The 19,069-nt window shown below is 47.3% G+C and carries 12 protein-coding genes and 1 tRNA gene; 4 read left to right on the top strand and 9 right to left on the bottom strand.

Going from position 1 to position 19,069, the window contains the following annotated elements; translation table 11 throughout:
• Window positions 1–125 precede the first annotated feature (125 nt).
• Window positions 126–1,580, top strand: coding sequence for a TPM domain-containing protein (locus NDI34_RS20150; protein WP_348233629.1), 1,455 nt, complete (start codon window positions 126–128; stop codon window positions 1,578–1,580).
• A gap of 14 nt (window positions 1,581–1,594) precedes the next feature.
• On the opposite strand, the gene NDI34_RS20145 is transcribed toward NDI34_RS20150, so the two are convergent.
• The 5 genes from NDI34_RS20145 to NDI34_RS20125 form a co-directional block, all read right to left on the bottom strand.
• Window positions 1,595–2,068: a hypothetical protein gene (locus NDI34_RS20145; protein ID WP_242030517.1), complete on the bottom strand. Its 474-nt coding sequence runs from the start codon at window positions 2,066–2,068 to the stop codon at window positions 1,595–1,597.
• 237 nt (window positions 2,069–2,305) lie between these two features.
• The gene (gene gltX, locus NDI34_RS20140; RefSeq protein WP_348233628.1) at window positions 2,306–3,745 is read right to left on the bottom strand and encodes a glutamate--tRNA ligase; all 1,440 of its coding nucleotides are present in this window, start codon (window positions 3,743–3,745) and stop codon (window positions 2,306–2,308) included.
• A gap of 101 nt (window positions 3,746–3,846) precedes the next feature.
• A tRNA-Asp gene (locus tag NDI34_RS20135) sits at window positions 3,847–3,920 on the bottom strand.
• A 177-nt stretch (window positions 3,921–4,097) separates the two neighbouring features.
• Entirely contained in the window at window positions 4,098–5,315 is a 1,218-nt protein-coding gene (locus tag NDI34_RS20130; protein ID WP_348233627.1) for an esterase-like activity of phytase family protein, read from the bottom strand.
• A gap of 114 nt (window positions 5,316–5,429) precedes the next feature.
• Window positions 5,430–6,956, bottom strand: a complete 1,527-nt coding sequence (locus NDI34_RS20125) for a TM0106 family RecB-like putative nuclease (RefSeq protein WP_348233626.1) — start codon at window positions 6,954–6,956, stop codon at window positions 5,430–5,432.
• 194 nt (window positions 6,957–7,150) lie between these two features.
• Here NDI34_RS20125 and NDI34_RS20120 point away from each other — a divergent pair, with 194 nt between their 5' ends.
• Together NDI34_RS20120 and NDI34_RS20115 are read left to right on the top strand one after the other, a co-directional pair.
• On the top strand, window positions 7,151–11,011 hold the full coding sequence (locus tag NDI34_RS20120; RefSeq protein WP_348233625.1) for a tetratricopeptide repeat protein: 3,861 nt from the start codon (window positions 7,151–7,153) through the stop codon (window positions 11,009–11,011).
• Window positions 11,012–11,676: 665 nt separating this feature from the next.
• Window positions 11,677–12,360, top strand: a complete 684-nt coding sequence (locus tag NDI34_RS20115) for a hypothetical protein (RefSeq protein WP_348233624.1) — start codon at window positions 11,677–11,679, stop codon at window positions 12,358–12,360.
• 405 nt (window positions 12,361–12,765) lie between these two features.
• Here NDI34_RS20115 and NDI34_RS20110 read toward each other — a convergent pair whose 3' ends face one another.
• Entirely contained in the window at window positions 12,766–14,553 is a 1,788-nt protein-coding gene (locus tag NDI34_RS20110) for an ATP-binding protein (RefSeq protein WP_348233623.1), read from the bottom strand.
• A 255-nt stretch (window positions 14,554–14,808) separates the two neighbouring features.
• On the opposite strand from NDI34_RS20110, the gene NDI34_RS20105 reads away from it, so the two are divergent.
• Window positions 14,809–15,552: an SIMPL domain-containing protein gene (locus NDI34_RS20105; RefSeq protein ID WP_348233622.1), complete on the top strand. Its 744-nt coding sequence runs from the start codon at window positions 14,809–14,811 to the stop codon at window positions 15,550–15,552.
• Between the two features lie 8 nt (window positions 15,553–15,560).
• On the opposite strand, the gene NDI34_RS20100 is transcribed toward NDI34_RS20105, so the two are convergent.
• From NDI34_RS20100 to metK, 3 genes are all read right to left on the bottom strand, one after another.
• Window positions 15,561–15,944 carry a YkvA family protein gene (locus NDI34_RS20100; protein WP_348233621.1) on the bottom strand — a complete coding sequence of 128 codons (384 nt, stop codon included), beginning with the start codon at window positions 15,942–15,944 and terminating at the stop codon, window positions 15,561–15,563.
• A 50-nt stretch (window positions 15,945–15,994) separates the two neighbouring features.
• The gene (locus NDI34_RS20095; RefSeq protein WP_348233620.1) at window positions 15,995–17,593 is read right to left on the bottom strand and encodes a glycosyltransferase family 39 protein; all 1,599 of its coding nucleotides are present in this window, start codon (window positions 17,591–17,593) and stop codon (window positions 15,995–15,997) included.
• A 181-nt stretch (window positions 17,594–17,774) separates the two neighbouring features.
• Complete coding sequence (gene metK, locus NDI34_RS20090) at window positions 17,775–19,031, bottom strand: methionine adenosyltransferase (RefSeq protein WP_190411289.1); 1,257 nt, start codon at window positions 19,029–19,031, stop codon at window positions 17,775–17,777.
• Window positions 19,032–19,069: the final 38 nt, after the last annotated feature.

The following is a 19,069-nucleotide window of genomic DNA, read 5'->3' as shown; positions in this document are numbered from 1 at the left end:
CGTATTTCATTAGCTTTACTTATGAATTACCAGGGGTGAGCGTAGAAGACAGGTGAGCGAGCGCATAATTTCAGACCTCATATTACCCCAGCGACGACTTTTGCAAGAGGTCTAATTATTGGGGCATTGGCAAGAAAGGGCAGGACAACGGGGTGCTGCTGCTGATTTCCCAGCGGGAACGTCGCGTAGAAATCGAAACGGGTTACAGTATCGAGTCGATTCTCCCCGATGCGCGTGTTAGCAAAATTATCCAACAAGAGATCGCACCGCGATTTAAGCAGGGTGACTTTAACGGTGGTACCCTGGCGGGAACGCAAGCACTAGTTATGGACTTGAGCGCTTATCAACCACCAACTCCTGCTGGCGTTCCGACTCCACCTGTCAGCATTCCAGCTACACCTGCTAGCGTTCCGACTCCACCTGTCAGCATTCCGGCTGCACCTGCTAGCGTTCCGACTACAACTGCTAGCGTTGTAGGAGTGGTTTACCCACTAGCGGGTGTTGGCGGTGTATTAGTGTTGATTCTAGGGACAGTTGCTTATGTGCGTCGTCCTCGCAGTGGAATTTTGCTCGAACCGACAGGGCGAGCGCGCATAGAAGGTGACAGTGGCGACACTCATCCCTGGCATTGCGCTACTTGCAAAAAGCGGATGCAAAAACTGGATGCGATCGCACTCCAGCCTTATCTCAGCCAAGCTGAGCAAGTAGCGCAAAAGTTAGGCAGCGTCAGATTTGAAGGCTGGCAGTGTCTCAAGTGTTATCCGCAACTAACTGGGCAGACAATTCACATTTGTGCGTACATTCTGGACTCACAACAATTTAACACTTGCCTCACCTGTCAGGAATTGACCGTCACCCAGACAATCAAAGCTATTTTGGAACAACCTACATGGAATAGAGAAGGTAAGCAACTGGTTGCCAAAGAATGCCACTGTTGTTCCTATAACGAGGAAGTTAAGGAAACGCTTCCTTGCCTAACTCCCTCGCGCCATACAGTTTTCATCGAACCAACCGGGCGATCGCGAGTAATCGGCTCAACTCGCCCCACCCATTGCGCTGATTGCCGATATCCCATGCAACAAATGGACTGGAATATACTCCAATTCCATCTTAGGAAACCTGAGCGAGCAGCTCAGAACCTAGGTAGCGTCAAATTTATCGGCTGGCAATGTCCCAACGGTTGCCAACAAACGTCTAGTCTGGGAATCCACATCCGTGCATACATTCTGAACTCAAGGCAATTTAGCACTTGCCCCACCTGTCATGAATTGACAGTCCAATGCACATCGCAGGTTACGCGATCGGCAACAGAGTACAGCCAAGGGATACGCCTGTTTACTCACAATTGCCACTGTTGCTCTTATCAGCGGCAAATTGAGACGAAAATTCCTCGCCTACCTCCTCGTCCTAGCAGCACTCAGAGGAATAGCGTTCGCCGTTCTAGCACTAGCTGGATTTCCAACAGCAGCACTAGCACTTTCGATACTAGCAGCAGTAGTTGTAGTTATGACAGTAGCAGCAGTAGCAGCGATTTTGGCGGCGGCAGCAGTGATGGTGGCGGTGCTGGTGGCAGCTGGTAGCAAGCAGCAAGTAATTAACGCCGGAAGGGGCCAGGATTGAGTAAGTTGACTTCAGTAATTTTGATAATGTAGGGGTTGAATTTACTTTTATCGTAAGATCCCACCCAAATTCCGTAAGTTCCAGGCTGCCACTGACCAGCAATGCCAGGGTTTTTGCCTTCATACTCATCATTGCACCAGCTGCCACCAGGTCCCTTGATCACGAGGGTAGTGTCTTCTGGGCTTTGCACTTGGATGGATAGAAAGTTGAAAAACGAAGTTAAAACTACAGTGTGATCGGGCTTATCGTCCGTAAAACCAACACATGGCCCGGTAGCGGTTTCGCTGCGACCTGCAATTTTTTGGGCCGCTATTTCGCCGCCACTGATACCCCGAATCGTCAACGGATCGGGCGAAAACCGGGGACCGAGGGTGACATTCTCGAATATGGGCGGGGATTGTACGGATTGGGCTTGCACCCTCGAAAGGCTCAACACTCCTACCGCCATCAGGGCTATGGTTGTGATGCCTGCCCAGAGGGCCTTTCCTACCGATTTTTCCCCTAAATTGGGTACGGGTTTGTACATCCTCACTTCCAAAAACGGCACCTTGTTACCGATTATGTAACGGCTCTAGTTGTAGCAGTGACGATAGTATCCCATAAGAAGTTCCAAAGAAGAAGCCAAAAGCCTTCTCAGGCTGAGCTTGAGAAGGCTTGCAAAAGAAAAAGAAAGAAGATTTTCAGTTTACTTTTCTAGGGCTTGCTGTAAACGTAGCTTGTCCAGACCCCGCTGATTCAGGATCAACCAAGATTGAATCAAATCAGGACCATGCAAATCGCCGGTTAGAGCTGCGCGGAAACTTCGCATCACTAATCCTTTCTTCAGATTCTTCTCCTTGGTCAGCTGTTTGATGATGTCTTGGGCACCCTCTGCTGTCAAAGTTTGATGATTTTCCAGGGCGTCCAGAATCGCCTGCAAAGCGGTTTCGGTGCCGTCCTGCTGCAACTGAGTCAGTCCCTCTTCGCTGTAGGCTACGGTCTGGCTAAAGAATATCCGACTCATCTCGACTGCATCCTGCAAGCGCGTCAGGCTGGCACTCAGCAGGCTGGTTAACTGTTCTAACCAAGGGCGATCGCGGATCGGGTCAAATTCGTATCCAGCCGCCTGCCAGTAGGGAATCAGCTGATTTAATAGCTCATCTACCGGCATTTTGTGCAGATACTGACTGTTGAGCCAATTCAGCTTATCCCAGTCAAACTTTGCCCCTGCCTTATTGACGCGCTCAAAGCCGAACTGTTGAGCTGCTTCTGGCAGAGTAAAGATTTCCTTAGTGGAATCTGGGGGCGTCCATCCCAACAATGTCATGTAATTCGCCAAGGCTTCAGGCGTGTAGCCCATTTGCTGGAAGTCGGAAATGGAAGTGACGCCATCCCGCTTCGAGAGCTTTTTGCCTTCCTTGTTCAAAATCAATGGCGTATGGGCAAATTCCGGGATTGCACTTCCCAGTGCCTCGTAGAGCAAAATTTGCTTAGCTGTGTTCGCAATATGGTCTTCTCCCCGGATGACATGGGTGATCCGCATATCAATGTCATCCACCACCACTGCCAAATTGTACAGCGGCTGACCCACTGAATCGTCTGAGGCACGAGCAATCACCATATCGCCGCCAAGGTCGCTGGCTTTCCAGCTAACTTTGCCTCTTACCAGATCGTTCCAGGATATCTCCCGGTCATCATCAATTTTGAAGCGAAGCACCGGACGACGCCCTTCGGCTTCAAAAGCCGCTTGTTGTTCTGGCGTCAAGTTCCGATGGCGGTTGTCATAACGGGGAGCCTCTTTTCTCGCCGCTTGAGCTGTCCGCAATTCGTCTAGTTCGGCTTCGCTGGTGTAGCAGCGATAAGCATAGCCCTTATCTACGAGAGTTTGAATGGCTTTGCGGTAGAGATCGAGGCGCTTGGACTGAAAAAATGGCCCCTCATCCCAAGTCATTCCCATCCATTTCAGACCATCAAGGATGTTTTGAGTATATTCGGGGCGCGATCGCGCTTCATCGGTGTCTTCTATTCGCAGGATGAACTCGCCGCCATGATGGCGAGCAAACAGCCAGTTAAATACAGCGGTTCTCGCCGTTCCAATATGTAAGTTCCCAGTAGGACTTGGTGCAATGCGAACTCTAACGGTCACAGCAGATTCTCTCAAAAGGTTTCTATATTTGTTGTAGCTGCTAATAATTGTAGGGGCAGGTTTCAACACCTAACCCCTACTAACTTTTCTACTACTTTTTACGGGACTGACGGGGCTCGAACCCGCAACTTCCGCCGTGACAGGGCGGTGCTCTAACCAATTGAACTACAGTCCCTTGTTTTCCGAGCCATTAACGATTATGTCGAGTCTCGTTGGATTTGTCAACCCCTTTTTTTCATTCCCTTGCGAGTGGTGGGGTAGACACGGCTTTTTTGGTCTCGTGCCAAGGCGCAAAGATGCTAAAACGTTGCTTCATTTGGCGTCTTTGCATCTTAGCGCGATATTGTCCGGATTAACTATGAATGCGGCGCTTGACTTTAATGCTCACAAGTGCTGCAAATACCAAGCCTGCTAGTGCCGAAGGTTCTGGGACAGAACGATGCGCCGCTGATTTGGTGCCAATTCCAAAGGCGAGTACCTGGGTAAACTGAATCGGGCTAAAGTTGTTATCGCTAACTACAATCAGCGACTTTCGCCCATCCGCTAAATTAGGGCCAAAAGTCAAACCTTCAATATTATCGAGCGTCACACCTAACTTCTCAAAATCAAGCAGCAGTTTTTTCTGAGCTGGTTTGATAGTGTTGAGGTTGATTGCACTGAGGCTGTTAATACTGCTAATATCGGTTGCCTTTTCTAAAGACACCTCAAACAGCTTGATTGTGTTCCCCACTCCAGTAGAAAAAGACCGTTCTAAGCTAAGAAACGTATCTTCATTCACTGCTAACAAATCTACTAAACCATTGGTCTTGAAACTATTAACAGGATTGGGTGCTGCGGCAACTGGATCGGTAACGTATAAAAATTCCTGTTCTGGCTTCCCAGTTGCTAGGTTATATTTCAAAATCCGAGAAGGACTTGCTACCTTGATGTCAGCGACAACACCATCCTGAGTCAAAGCATTTTCTGTAGCTGTAAACAAATACTTTTGGTCAGGGCTAAGCGTCAAGCTTTCAAAGGCTAAATTATTGCGAATCCCGCTATCTTTAGCCGCTGTTGGTAAAAACTTCTGAGGAACTGGCAGGGTTTGAAGTTGCTGACCTGCCAAAGAAAATTCATTAACGAAAGGATTAATTAATTGGTTCGCATCTCCTTCAGAAGAGATAAATAGACTTCCCTTGCTAGTTAAGGCAATGCCTTCTGGGTCGAGACTTAAAGGAGCAAAAGGTTGATTGTTTATATTCAACAAAGTCGTTACGTCTACAGGCGTCACTCCACCCTGCTTTAAAGAACCCTGAGAGATATCAATTTTGAGGCTATAAAACCGAGCTGGTGCCTTTTCGCTTCGGTCATCAGAAATACTGTAATAAACGTCTTTACTGGCATCGTAAGTAATTCCTGATAGCCCTCCCAATTCAGTTCCCTGAAATGAAAAACCAGTCGGAAAAGTGGATTGTCCTAAGTAATCGACGCCGGTTATTTTGAATGCCTGAGCGGGATGTGCTGTCAGAAGTGCAGCGGTTAATCCACCAATAAAACAGAAAGATGTAAAAAATTTATCGATCTTGCTCATGATTGCCAGTGTTAAATTAAGCCATTTACACCAGCACCGTATCATCATAAAAATAAGATTTTTTTAAGAGAAGGTTATAAGAGAGTTGAATTGGAAAAATTTGGTGCTGGAAGATTACTCCCGTGCATCCAAATGAGCCGCATCCTGTATAAAGTCTACCAGCCAGTCTTTAAGGTGACGGGTAGCGCGGCAATCATCCTCGTTGTAGCGCAGAATGGCGTCGAGGAAAGTGCGATCGCGTGTTTTTAACCATTGGTCGTACCAATAGATACACACTTGTCCATTCGCCCCCGCATCGCGCCACTCAAAACCCAACCAATGCGCGATCGCTTTTAAAGCATAACTTTCGACGGGCAGTGTCACCATCCCTGTTACCCACTCGTGGATATCCACAAAGCGCGATAGCACCGGACGTAGCCTCTCCAGCGGGGTGTTGTAGCATTTAGCCAGCCGCTTCATCGTCAGGATTTCGTAGTCGCAGAAATGGAAAATGGGAGCCTGAGGATAAGTCCAAACCAAATCTAAAAATTGCTGCCAAACCAATTCTTCGTCGCTGGGTTGTTCTGCTAAGAAAGGATAAAACGTTTCTGTATTAGCTTGACGGTCTACCACTAAAACTCCCAGCAGATAATCCAGTTCTAGCGACGGTTCTGCTTCAATATCAAAGTAAAGTTCGATAGGTGAAAGGAGAGAAGATGGATTGTCCATCACCCATTCTGCTGTTTGAGTGGTTTTAGCGATCGCAAAGGGTTTCTCCAGAAGCATCGCTCGATTCTGTACCACCGATTGCGCTTGCTGTACTAGCTGTTGAGCGACTTCCTCTCCCAAAACTGGCTCCAAAAAAGCCGGATTGACACTCGCCAAAGACTCCCGACTCGTCAGTTCAAGTGTCTGCAAATGCTGATAGCGACTCGGCGTTACACCCGGAATCAAAGAGAGATGTTGCTGTTCTTGCGCGATCGCATAGCAGTGATTTAACCAAGGGCAAAGATTGCACCGCTGACGGGTAATGAATACCTCTGGCTCTTGCCGAGACAGGAGCATTTCGATACACTCCTCTACAAGTGCCTGCATCATCGGCACCCATTTACTCAAATTGACTGCATAAGCCTTTTTTTCCCGTAATCGCAGCCAAACCGTATCCGGCAAAACCCCCTGAACAGATGCCAGCAGATGAGCGTGAAAAGCTGCAACCGTTTGATATTCCAGCTTAGGACGCCGACCTAAATGAATGTCACTGGGAACGTAAATCCAATCGCCAAAGTTTGATTGTCCGGGTTGTTTAACCAAAAAATCGGGACAACTCACGAGGGTCACTGTCTTCGGAAGGTGCAAGAAGGATTCATCCTCTATCCTTACTTCTTCCTCTTTCAGAAGCACGCCTCGGTAAATTAGCTCAACGCCCTCTTGCATCAAGGCAATGGTGGCATTCGCACCAGCGTGCCAATCTCCCCAAGCGTAATTGGGTTTGTGATAAGTCTGTCCCGCCAGAATGGTTTGCTGGAGAGCATACCGATCCTGTTGCAATTTGGCGCGAAAATCACTTTGAAAATCCTGCTGGGTAGGATCTCCATATAAATCGAGAAAAGACCGGCGACTACAACGTTGGTAGTGCCGCAACATATTAACAGTTAGCAGCATGACTTCAAGCTAACAGAGAATGAGTGAGCTTTCGCGATCGCTCTTATCGCACTCAGACTAAATGACACTAGACAAACAAAGCCTGACGAGAGCGGACTTGTAGAGACATGATATATCGCGTCTCTACGTGTAGATTTTGACAGCGATTCACCATCGGTTAGAGTAGTGGCGATTTTGAGCGTGAGGGTGTAGGCATGGCTAAGCGTAGCAAACGGCAGTTGATTGGGTGGCGATCGCTCTCATTTTTACTTCGTATATCGTTTTCAGCTTCTATCTATCGTAGTTTGGCGTTATTTGTAACTGTTCTATTGTTGTCATCAGTGAGGGCACAGGCAACAAGCGTTTCAATTGCCCAACAGCCAGCGACTTCCTCGCCAAATGCAACGACTACCGATCGACAACAAGCCTATACACGGGCACAGCAACTATTTGAGCAAGCAGAGCAACTACGGCAGCAAGGAACGGCAGAATCTTGGCAACAGGCACTTGCTAAATACGAAGAAGCACTCTCTATTTGGCAGCAATTGGCGGTTAACGAAGCTCCGCCGTATGAGGCTCGCAGTTGGGAAGCTTCGACTCTTCGCGGCATCGGCACGATCTACTATATTCAGAACGAGAATCAGAAGGCACTGGACTCTTTCGAGCGGGGGTTAGCTGTCAGTCGCGAGTTGAAAAACCGCCTTCAGGAAGCGATCGCTCGTGCCTCAATGGATAATGCTGGCTCCAACTCAAACGACAAACAAAAACTGCTCGACACTTACAAGCAAGCACTTGCATTCACCAACGTTGAGGAAGCTTCCCTACTCAATTCTTTCGGTGGTGTTTACTTCGAGTTAGGCAAAAAGCAAGAAGCACTGGAATATTACAGACAAGCCCTGTCGCTGCTTCGAGCTGAGAAAAAACCCTCTCGTGAAGCTGTTACACTGAGCTTCATCGCTAATCTCTACTTCCAGTCAGGCGAAACTCAATCAAGCCTCAACTTCTACAATCAAGCACTGGAGATTCAACGTGCCGAGAAGGATATTGCTGCACAAGCCCGAACACTCGGCACTATCGCCATAATTTACACCCAATTGGGCGAATTGCAACAGGCGCTTGCCACTTATAACCAAGCACTCGAACTCCAGCGAGAAAGGAAGGGTTTTGCTAGGCAAGCGGATATCCTTGGGGGTATTGGCTTGGTCTACTTCAAAGGGGGTCAGTTTCAGTTGGCGCTGGATTTCCATAACCAAGCGCTGAAACTTTGGCAAGCAGCACAGGGAAATCTATCTGGAACAGATTTAGCCTTCAACCTTACTCAACAAGCTGAGATTCTCAGGAATATCGGCCTCACCTATTCCTTAGGGGGATTTGGCGATCTTGCTAAAGCACTGGACTTTTTTAACCAAGCCCGATCGCTTTACCAAAAGGCGGGATATCGATACGGGGAAGCGACCCTGCTCTCCTACATCAGCAATACCTACAAACAATTGGGGGAAATGCAGAAAGCCCTCGATGCCTTAAATCAAGCGCTCGTGCTGTGCCGTGCCATTTCCAGTCCCACTAAGGAAGCTGTTGCCCTCCGTGACATCGCTGGTACCTATGAGTCAATGGATGAGCCGCAGCAGGCACTAGACTTTTACAACCAAGCCCTCGAAATCCAGCGTCGGGTGAACGATCGCCCTCAACAAGCCGCCACCCTCAACAGTATCGCTAAAGTCTACAGTTCATTGGGCGATTATCAGCTGAGTATTGATACACACAACCAAGCTCTAGAGATATTTAAAAGCATTGGCAATCTCACTAACCAAGCTCTAACTCTTACCAACATTGGTGGTGTCTACCAAGGAGCAAAAAATTATGAAAAAGCGTTGGAATTTCACAATCAATCGCTGGCTCTGGCAAAACAAAATAATGATTTCCCGCAGCAAGTTACCACACTTGTAGGTATTGCTTCAGTTTACCTATCATTAAAGGATTATTCTAAGGCGCTTGATGCAGCTAACCAAATCCTTGCACTGTCACGCGAACAGAATAACGCCTCCTGGGAAGCCTATGCATTTGGGATGAGCGGTGTTGCTTATCTGAAATCGGGGGATTACCAGAAAGCACTGGAAGCCCTGGAAAAGGCAGTGGCTGCGGATCGGAAGGTAGAGGATCACCAAGGAGAAGCCACCCACCTGCGCGATCTGGGTAAGGTTTACAATGCATTGAAGCAGTACGAAAAAGCGCTATCAACCTACGATCGGGTTCTAGCACTGCGGCGGATGTTTGGCGATCGTGCGGAGGAAGCATATATACTCTATGAGGTTGCGATTACACAACGCGACAAGGGTAATCTCAACGAAGCTCGTACCCAAATCGAAGCAGCGATCAAAATCGTTGAGGATATCCGTACCAGAGTTACTAGCCCAGAACTGCGTACTTCCTACTTTGCCTCCGTGCAGAATTACTACCAGTTCTACATCGACGTGCTGATGCAGTTGCACAAAAAAGAGCCTTATATTGGGTACGATGCTCTGGCACTGCACGCCTCGGAACGCGCTCGTGCCCGGAGTCTTTTGGAACTCCTAACAGAGGCTAACGCTAATATTCGGCAAGGAGTCGAGCCAAAACAGCTGGAACAAGAGCGCACCTTGCAGCAAAAACTTGATGCTGTTGAAAAACGCCGAGTTGAGTTACACAGTAGCAACCCCACTAAAGGACAGCTAGAGAAAATTGAACGAGAACGCGAAAATCTCTTAGAAGAGTATCGACAAGCCCAAGCTGACATCCGCGCTAAAAGCCCTAGCTATGCCGCCCTCACTCAGCCAAAACCCCTCACCTTAGCAGAGATTCAGCAGCAGGTTCTGGATGACGATACCCTGCTTTTGGAATACTCGCTAGGCGAAGAACGCAGCTATCTTTGGGCTGTCAGCAAGACTGGCATCACCAGCTACGAACTCCCTAAACGCGCCGAAATTGAGTTAGCGGCACGGGGTTTTTATGAACTTTTGAACACCCCTGGCTATCGCTTGGAAACCCGAAAGCCGACTGATAAACGGGGAGGCATTGCGGTTGAACTCGCTCCCGCTAGCACCGAAGTCGTAACCAAACTCAGCCAGATGCTCTTGGGGCAAGTGGCTGGGAAACTAGATAAGAAACGATTACTCATTGTCAGCGAGGGTGCATTGCAGTATGTCCCCTTTGCCGCGCTACCAGTACCAACGCAGCCAAGCACAGAAAACAAAGCCAATCCTTCCACCTCACCCACTCCACTGTTAGTCAATTACGAAATCGTCAATCTGCCCTCAGCCTCCACGCTAGCCGTTTTAAGACAAGAACAAGCTGGGCGCAAACCTGCTGCTAAGGCTTTGGCGGTGCTAGCCGATCCCGTCTTCGGCAGTGACGATGAGCGAGTCAATCAAGCAAAAGGGCAGACAGAGAAGCAGCGGAGTATTGGAGAAAACCTTGCATTCAGCACTTTAGCAAGATCCGCGAGAGAATCGGATGTCACTTTTAAGCGCCTACCTTTTACCCGGCAAGAAGCTGAGCAGATTCTATCCCTCGTACCAGCCGCAGAACGCAGGCAAGCCTTCGATTTTGCTGCCAATCGTGCCTCTGCAACCAACTCAGAACTCAGCCAGTACCGGATCGTGCATTTTGCCACTCATGGCATCCTCAACAGCGTACATCCAGAATTATCAGGGGTGGTGCTGTCTCTGCTAGATGAAAAAGGGGAATCGCAGAATGGTTACTTGCGACTGCACGATGTTTTCAATCTCAACTTGCCAGCTGAACTGGTGGTACTGAGTGCTTGCGAAACGGGATTAGGTGAAGAAGTCAAAGGCGAAGGATTAGTGGGCTTGACACGCGGCTTTATGTATGCGGGTGCGCCGCGAGTGGTGGTGAGTTTGTGGAGTGTTAGCGATCGCGCAACATCCGAGTTAATGACCAAATTTTATAAAGGAATGCTGGAAAAAAATCTACAGCCAGCAACGGCATTGAGAGCAGCACAGATAGAAATGTGGCAAGAAACGGAATGGAAAGCACCCTATTACTGGGCAGCTTTCGTGCTGCAAGGCGAGTGGAAATAACAACCGAACTGTATCGCTTCTAGCTCCCTCAGGAGTTACACAGTTGGCTTAAGAATGAAACGAGGAGCCGCCAAGTAGTGACGAACAGCATCTCGCACAATCCTGCGTTGCAATCAGGAAGTTAATGTAATCGGGTTGGTTGACTTTCGCTGGCTTCATTCCTAAGTAGTTCTACCTCACCTCCCCTTTTTTCTCAACTGCGTAACTACTGAATCTTTATGAAGCTGGAATAAAGCTCAACTCTCCACTGATTTCAGGACAAGTTATAAGTTTTAATTATGAATTAAATGAATTTACGTATTTATACTTAGGCAAGCTTTAAAAAAATTGTCCATCTATGATTTATTTTTTTCATCAAGTCTCCCATTTTTACTAACTTTCATGGCTAGACAAGCCGTTGGTAGGTCACTCTAATAAAATTACATTTAATAAGTCTTTACATATATAAACTGTTTATATATAGATACTTTTTATTTTTTCAGTAAAGTCTACGTGGAATTACTAGAAATTTACAGAGGAGAATAGTAGGCTTCCTTTTACGGCTGAGTTGTATTCAATACCTGGCTAGGGCACCTTTAATTGCAACTTAGTAGGCAAGGAATTCTAACTGCTGGGTCTGTCTACATTCTCGGCTTCAACTTAATTCTGCATGAGAGGAACACCTTATGAGTTTAATGAGAAAAGTTACAGGAATTGTCGGGGGAGCAGCGTTGCTCACAATGGGTATAAATTCAGCTCCCTCTGAAGCTGCTTTGTTGGACTTTTCTTTAAGAAGTTTTAGAAAAGAAATTTCTTTTACTTTAGATACCTCGGTGACAGATCAGGATTCTTCTCCAACCGCTGGTTTCTTCCCAAACGCGATATCAGACCTTAAAATAGACGGTTCGCCAGTTCCATATTCTGATACGGCAAATGTGAATACTAGAGCGACTACTTCTGCGGGGTTTGGCGGTGGAATTGGGCCAGGAGAGTTTTCTAGTTTGAGCTTCTTTTTCAGAGGTTTTGATTTAAATTTACCGGATCCAGTCCCCATTCCTACCTCTTATTTCTTTGTTCTCTGGTTTGATAATTTTTCTTTAGTCAATCAACTCTCTAGTGACCCCAACGACTATGCATTACGCATTGGTTACGGAAGAGAAGATACTATTGGCTCTGTCCGTACAGATATTCCTCCAGAACTGCTAACTGTGACGCTTCGTCAAGCTCCATCTCCCAATCCTGTTCCGGAACCCAGTGCGATGGCAGGTCTTTGTGTTTTATGCCTGAGCTTCTTATTAAAGAAGACTGCTCAAAAATTTAAACTGAGGAGATCAGCTTCACCAAACTCGACTACTGCCAATATCTACTGAGCAGTCCTGTCAACAACACGGTCACGAAATTGGTCGATCATCTTGAGGGTATTAGGCTCGCTCGTATCAATCGCTATCTGTGTGGCGAGAAGTTGACGCCTCGAAAGTTGTGGGACACCGTGGAACCCCTTCTACAACCGTCCGAGAATGCCTAAGTGCTATTAAATGATACGGGACACCGTGGAACCCCTTCTACAACCGTCCGAGAATGCCTAAGTGCTATTAAATGATACGGTTCTAGACAAGCGTTATTCAGACTCGATTGAACTGGTCAGGCGACAATACTGGTCAGGCGGCAATACAGTGGGAATGAGCATCGCGTGATTCGGGGCATTGGCTTGACGCCGCTGTCTGTACGTCAATGGTGAAACTGGACTGAAATGTCCCTTGCGTAAGCCCTGTCCTTTACAAACTCAAGGGGAGGCGAACCGTGAAACTAGACCCCATCCCTTCCTGACTTTCTACAGTAATATCACCCCCCATCATCTGGCAGAAGTGACGGCTAATCGCCAAACCCAGTCCAGTACCGCCATACTTTTTCGTCGTCGAGGCATCTCCTTGCATAAAGGCTTGAAACAATTGCTGTTGTTGTTCATCCGAGATACCTATCCCAGTATCGGCGACCCGAAAAAGGATGAAGGACGTTTTTAAGGATGAAGGATTTAGGGTCAAGGATGAGTCAGAGTTTCGGGTTTTTAGACTTGCTGCTGATAGTTGACTCTGGGCGATCGCGCTTTCATCTTTCTGCACCGTCAGCGTCACTCGACCTTGCTCGGTAAACTTAGCAGCATTGGAGAGCAAATTAAACAATACCTGCCGCACCTTAATCTGGTCAGCGTACATGGTCCCCAGATTCTCGTCACAATGAACGTCTAAGACATTTCCATTCTTCTCTACTAACGGTTTTACTGTTATGACAACGCTAATAATTAACATTTTGATATCAAACGTTTCCGGGTAGAGAGTCATTTTCCCGGCTTCAATCTTCGACAAGTCGAGGATGTCATTAATCAGTGCCAGAAGATGTTTGCCAGCAGAGTTAATTGATTGAAGATCGCTAATAAAATCTTCATCGCTTAAGCCCAGATCCTGGGCATCTTCTTCGAGAAGTTTGCTCAAGTTAATGACGGCATTTAAGGGTGTACGCAGCTCGTGGCTCATATTCGCCAGAAACTGACTTTTGGATGTACTAGAAGCTTCAGCTAATTCTTTCGCTTGTTGCAATTCTTTGGTTCGTTCGGATACCCGTTCGATGAGATGATTCAGAGAAGTGGCTAACGATCCAATTTCATCGCCAGTGGTAACAGGGGCACGCAGATCAAAATTAGATTCCCGTGCTACCTGCTGAGCTACTTGAGTAACTGTGACGACTGGCTGTGCGATCGCGCGACTGGTACGCAGCGCCATCGTTCCTGCGATCGCAACCGAAACAAGCATACTCAAGATAATAATGATTTTCTCCAGTCCTTGAGCATTCTCCATCACTTCTCTCCCTTGCTGCTCCTGCTTTTGAGCCATGTCAAGGAGGTTGCTCAATTGTGCATTGAAGCGCTCTAAAGTCATCGCTGACTCCCCACGGATCGCGATGAGTAGTTGCCGTCGCGCTGACTCAACCGCCTTTGGCTGCAATTGCAATTGGTCAATTGGTTGCAAGCTAGACTCAGTTTGCTGAACGTAGGAGTCCAAAGTAGTCGTGTAAGCCTGCAATAATTCCTGTATTGTGTCGGGGGTTGCTGCTAACCAGGCAGGGTTGCTCTTGATGAAGCGTTCAATTTCCAACCTCAACTTCTTAGCTTTGCTAACACAGTCGAAAAATTGCGCTTTTTCCAATTGCAGCTGTTGTGAATCCTCTAGTACAGCAGCTAAATGCGAACCATGTAATTGCACCTCGATGACCGCATCCTTAAAATTTCCGAGCAGTTGTGCTTGTACGTGGGCATCATTGAGTTGTTTGACGCCTTGCCCTTGGTAATAGTCTGCGATTACTAACCCAGCTAGCGAACCGAAAAAGCCAATCGCAATTGCTAGGAAATAGCCGTAGCCAATCTTTTGGTGGATGCGCCAAGAACCGGCTTTCGGTTTCCAAGGTAAGAGAGATTTTAGCGAGTGGCAGTCGGTCGAGAGCGGCTGAGTCGCTAAAACTTTTTGGCTCTCTGTGGTGTCGTCAGCAGCGGTTGGCTCTTGAGGTTGCATCAGCACAAATTCCTTGCCTTGCTGCTAAAAATGACCAAATCAGCCCTATTAGATCGAGTCGAGTCTCGCTCGACCCTTAGCTCCACTTCTTTTATAACAGCACCACCGCTGAGCCAATGTGATTTGTATGGTGTTTTAAACAAGATCGAGGAAAGGGTTAAGTTTCCAAAAATGTAACCTAAAGCACTACTCGAAAGCTACAGTGCCAGATTAGGAACACGAGATTATTTGTTGTTCTAATTTGTGTTCCAAAATATGAATCGCTTTCTCCCGTGTAGTGCTAAGCCGAATTTCTGGAATCGTGTAAAAATTGTTTCTCTAGCGCTGGGTATCCTCAGCCTGAGTGCCTGCCAATCTGCCCCGACGCTAGAGAAACTACCCAGAAGCCTGACTGTCTCCGGAAAAGGAGATGTCAGCATTTCGACAACGATCGCGCAAGCGCGTTTGGGTGTGGAAGTTCAGGGGAAAACTTCTCAGGAAGTTCAGCAGCAAGTCGCCCAACGCTCTTCTGCGGTAGTGAAACTGCTGAAATCCCGTCAGGTGGAAGAACTAAAAACGACTGGGATTACTCTCGCTCCTAACTATAGTTTCAAAGACGGTAAGCAAACCCTCAATGGATATATCGGCACCAACATTGTAAGTTTTCGGACTGGTCATGAAAAAGCCGGGACGCTGTTAGATGATGCCATCAAAGCCGGTGCAACACGAATTGATGGCGTTAATCTTGTTGCTGCGGATGAAGCAATCGCGCAGGCTCAACAGGAAGCGATTAAAAAAGCCTCCGAAGACGCCCAAAAGCAAGCAGCAGCGGCGTTGGGGGCACTCGCTCTCAATCAGCGAGAAATTGTCAGCATTCAAATCAATGGAGTCAATCCACCACAGCCAGTCATCGCCTCCGAGCAGGCTTTATTATCCCCTCGAAATCAGGCTGCTGACACGCCGGTTGTGGGTGGCGAACAGAAGATTATTTCATCCGTTACCTTGCAAATTCGCTATTAAAGAGCGGCTTAACGTTTCAGGATGCGTCCAATCCAAATTACACCTAAAGTCCCTAACCCAAACCAGATAGCCACGATAATAAAGGCAACAATCCAATTCGTAGGTTTATCTTGAGCGATCGCGCTTGTTGCTCTTTCCCGACAATCCGCCATCACGGCTGGGGGAATCATCTTCAGTACCAGCCAAATTCCCAGCGGCACAAGAATCAGATCGTCTAGATAACCAATGACTGGGATAAAATCTGGAATGAGATCGATCGGACTAAAGGCATAGGCGACGATCAACCCAGCCAATATCCTTGCATACCAAGGAACTCTGGGATCTTTACAAGCCAAGTAAATTGCGTAGGTTTCTTTTTTCAACCGATGGAGTTGTTGTTTCCATCCCTGCATTTGCGTTGACCTGAATGAACGTTAAACGCTAATGAAGCTGTAGCGATCGCTCACTGCAATACTTGAATAAGTTGCCACTCTCGGACTTTCCCGATCGCTCGGTAAGGCGAGGATAAATTGGCGAGTTGTTCTGACCTAATCCAAGCGTAGCTAGACGGTTGCAGCTCTGAAACTTGTTTAACCTGTTTCGCCAAATCGGGAGTGTAAAAGCATAGTAGCACTCCAGTTTTTCCCGTTCCTCTGATCCAATTCACTGGATGAGTTTGTAACACAGCAGCAATTTCCGGCTGCTGCATTAATGCCTTGATCTCAGGGTTGTAATCTCCAATTAAACCCGTGCTTCCCGCTACGGCTAAAGCAAACCAAGGTCCTACCAACCAAGCTGCTAACCAATAACGAGCCGTTAAAAACTTCTTGCCAAAGTAATAACGACCTATCCACACCACTGGTAACATTAGCCAACCCAACCCCAAACCAAGAGCGATCGCTCCATACTTTTGTATTTGTGCATCCCCTTTCACGGCAGGAATCGGAAAACTACCGTACAACGCCACACCTGCTAACACTAATAAGCAAGCTAACCCCCCAAAGGCATAACTGAGATTTTGCGGAAGCCATTTTCGCGGCGATTTGTTCTCATAAATTATGGCAAGCCAATCCAAAGCAAGTCCTGCCAATAAAGCCACAAAAGGATAAAGAGCCAAAGCATAATGGGGCAAACGAGTCGAGAAAAAACTGAGTTCTACAAACAGAATCAGCGGAAGGAAAACTAATATTAGCTTCTGTCGAGGAAGTAGATTTCGCAAACAAATGCCTATACCTAATAGGCTGAAAAAAGGCCAGGGAAAAGCTTTGGCTGGAACATTCCAGAAATAGTAAGGCCAAGTATTTCCATCACTTTCATCTGAGCTAAGCCTGAAAATAAACTGGAACAATTCCTGAAAAGTATCTTTGTCATAGTACAGCCAGCCATTCAAAAGCCAGACGATTGTTGGGCTGAAGCCAACTGCAAAGCCTAAATAGAGCATGGGATTCGAGAGATGTCGGTGACGACGATGCTCCCAAATTAGGTAAGGTAACAGCGCGATCGCTGGCAAAAAAATCATATAGCTTCTGATTAAGAAGCCCAGGCCTAAACTTATACCAGCGACGAAGCTCCAAAAACCTTGATATTTTGGATGTCGTTCAGCTTTTAATAAAGACCAAATACCCAAAAGTGCCATGCAAACCATCGGCACATCTGGAACGGCTAATCGACTATATTGAAACCAAAAAAACTCAACACTTAGAATTGCCGCTGCTAACCATGCGGCTCGTTTACTTAACAAAATTGTCCCAATTTCATAGACCAATATCACGCTAATGATGCCAGCAATGATGCTCGGTATTCGCGCAGTTACCTCACTAATGCCGAACAGCGAGAATGAACTGGCAATCAACCAATAGGCACCGGGAGTTTTACCATAATTAGCGATAGAGGGCTTTAACCAGTTGCTAGACTCCACTATTAATTTAGCTCGCCAAGAGTAAAGTCCCTCATCATGCGCCATTAGGCTTTGCTGTTCGTGACTGAATAGCAATAAAGGGACTGACCAAAGTAACAAGGTCAAATAGGGTAATAATGCCTGTAGGCGAGAGCTTTTAAGCATTTGACTTCTCATTAAGCAGTCATTTTATTTAGTTGAAAATTAGCCTAGAAGATTTTAATGTTTTTTTATCTAAACTTTTTTGTTGACCCTCACAAAAAAGCCGAGAGGAAACTGCTTTTTTCAAAGCAAGCATCTCTTCGGCTTTAAGCTTCGAGGTATTCAGGTACTTGAAGTACAAGGGTTAAGCAGTCGCTTCACACTCGGTCATTGCTTCCCGCAGGAGTGCTGCTTTGTCAGTTTGTTCCCAAGGCAAATCTAAATCCGTCCGTCCAAAGTGACCATAAGCAGCGACATCTTGGTAGAAACGACCGCCGCGATCGCTGGGTAAGTGACGTAATTTGAATTCTTGGAGAATCCCCGCTGGGCGCAATTCAAAGTTCTGTTTCACCAGTTCCAGTAAGCGCTCATCGTCTACTTTGCCGGTACCGAAGGTTTCTACCAAAATACTGACGGGTCGAGCAACACCAATTGCATAGCTCAACTGGACTTCGCATTTTTCTGCCAAGCCAGCCGCCACAATGTTTTTAGCCACATAGCGACAAGCGTAAGCCGCACTGCGGTCTACTTTTGTCGGGTCTTTTCCGGAGAAGGCACCGCCACCATGACGGGAGTAGCCGCCATAGGTATCAACAATAATTTTCCGTCCGGTCAGACCAGAGTCGCCTTGAGGTCCCCCGATGACGAATTTGCCAGTGGGGTTGACTAGAAAGCGGGTTTCTTCGTCCGGCTGAATCGCCATATCCGCAAAAACGGGTTGTACAACCGCCGCCCACAAATCTTCTTTAATCTTGGCTTGGACTGCGGATTGCTCGCTAATTTCACCAATGTTGGCGGTGTGCTGGGTGGAAATCAGGATGGTGTCAATCCCAACGGGTTTCCCACCTTCATAGGCAACCGTTACTTGAGTTTTGCCGTCTGGACGCAGGTAAGGCAATTGTCCAGTTTTCCGAACTGCTGCAAGGCGGCGAGAAATTCGGTGTGACAAACTGATCGGCAAGGGCATCAGTTCCGGTGTCTCGTTGCAGGCGAAGCCAAACATGATGCCTTGATCGCCAGCGCCAATGGCGTCTAATTGGTCGTCGCTGGCTTCTTCGCGGGTTTCCTGCGCGGTGGTAACACCTTGGGCAATATCTGGGGATTGTTCATCCAAGGCAACCAAGACTGAGCAGCTGTTGGCAGAGAAGCCATTATCGGCATCGGTGTAGCCGATCTCTGCAATTTTTTTCCGGGCTAAGTTAACGAAATTTACTTGAGCTTTGGTGGTAATTTCACCTGTGATTAGCACTAAGCCGGTGTTGACGACGACTTCTGCGGCGACGCGGCTGCTGGGGTCTTGTGTCAGTAGCGCATCTAGAATGGTGTCAGAAATCTGATCGCAGATTTTATCGGGATGACCTTCAGTAACAGATTCAGACGTAAATAGGTAGCGACGAGACAAGGGCAATTCCTCCTGGGATGATGGCTCTTGCTAGGGCA

The sequence above is a fragment of the Trichocoleus sp. DQ-U1 genome, from assembly GCF_039961925.1.
Classification (GTDB): Bacteria; Cyanobacteriota; Cyanobacteriia; order Cyanobacteriales; family FACHB-T130; genus FACHB-T130.
Note: the sequence above shows the minus strand (reverse complement) of the source record. Positions and strands in the feature narration are given on the sequence as shown.

Bases quoted from the DNA above. Each gene is read 5' to 3' on its own strand.
- NDI34_RS20110 (WP_348233623.1), bottom strand. From the start codon at position 14,553: ATGCAACCTCAAGAGCCAACCGCTGCTGACGACACCACAGAGAGCCAA.
- NDI34_RS20120 (WP_348233625.1), top strand. From the start codon at position 7,151: ATGGCTAAGCGTAGCAAACGGCAGTTGATTGGGTGGCGATCGCTCTCA.
- NDI34_RS20115 (WP_348233624.1), top strand. From the start codon at position 11,677: ATGAGTTTAATGAGAAAAGTTACAGGAATTGTCGGGGGAGCAGCGTTG.
- NDI34_RS20125 (WP_348233626.1), bottom strand. From the start codon at position 6,956: ATGCTGCTAACTGTTAATATGTTGCGGCACTACCAACGTTGTAGTCGC.
- NDI34_RS20095 (WP_348233620.1), bottom strand. From the start codon at position 17,593: ATGCTTAAAAGCTCTCGCCTACAGGCATTATTACCCTATTTGACCTTG.
- NDI34_RS20145 (WP_242030517.1), bottom strand. From the start codon at position 2,068: ATGGCGGTAGGAGTGTTGAGCCTTTCGAGGGTGCAAGCCCAATCCGTA.
- NDI34_RS20130 (WP_348233627.1), bottom strand. From the start codon at position 5,315: ATGAGCAAGATCGATAAATTTTTTACATCTTTCTGTTTTATTGGTGGA.
- NDI34_RS20105 (WP_348233622.1), top strand. From the start codon at position 14,809: ATGAATCGCTTTCTCCCGTGTAGTGCTAAGCCGAATTTCTGGAATCGT.
- NDI34_RS20100 (WP_348233621.1), bottom strand. From the start codon at position 15,944: ATGCAGGGATGGAAACAACAACTCCATCGGTTGAAAAAAGAAACCTAC.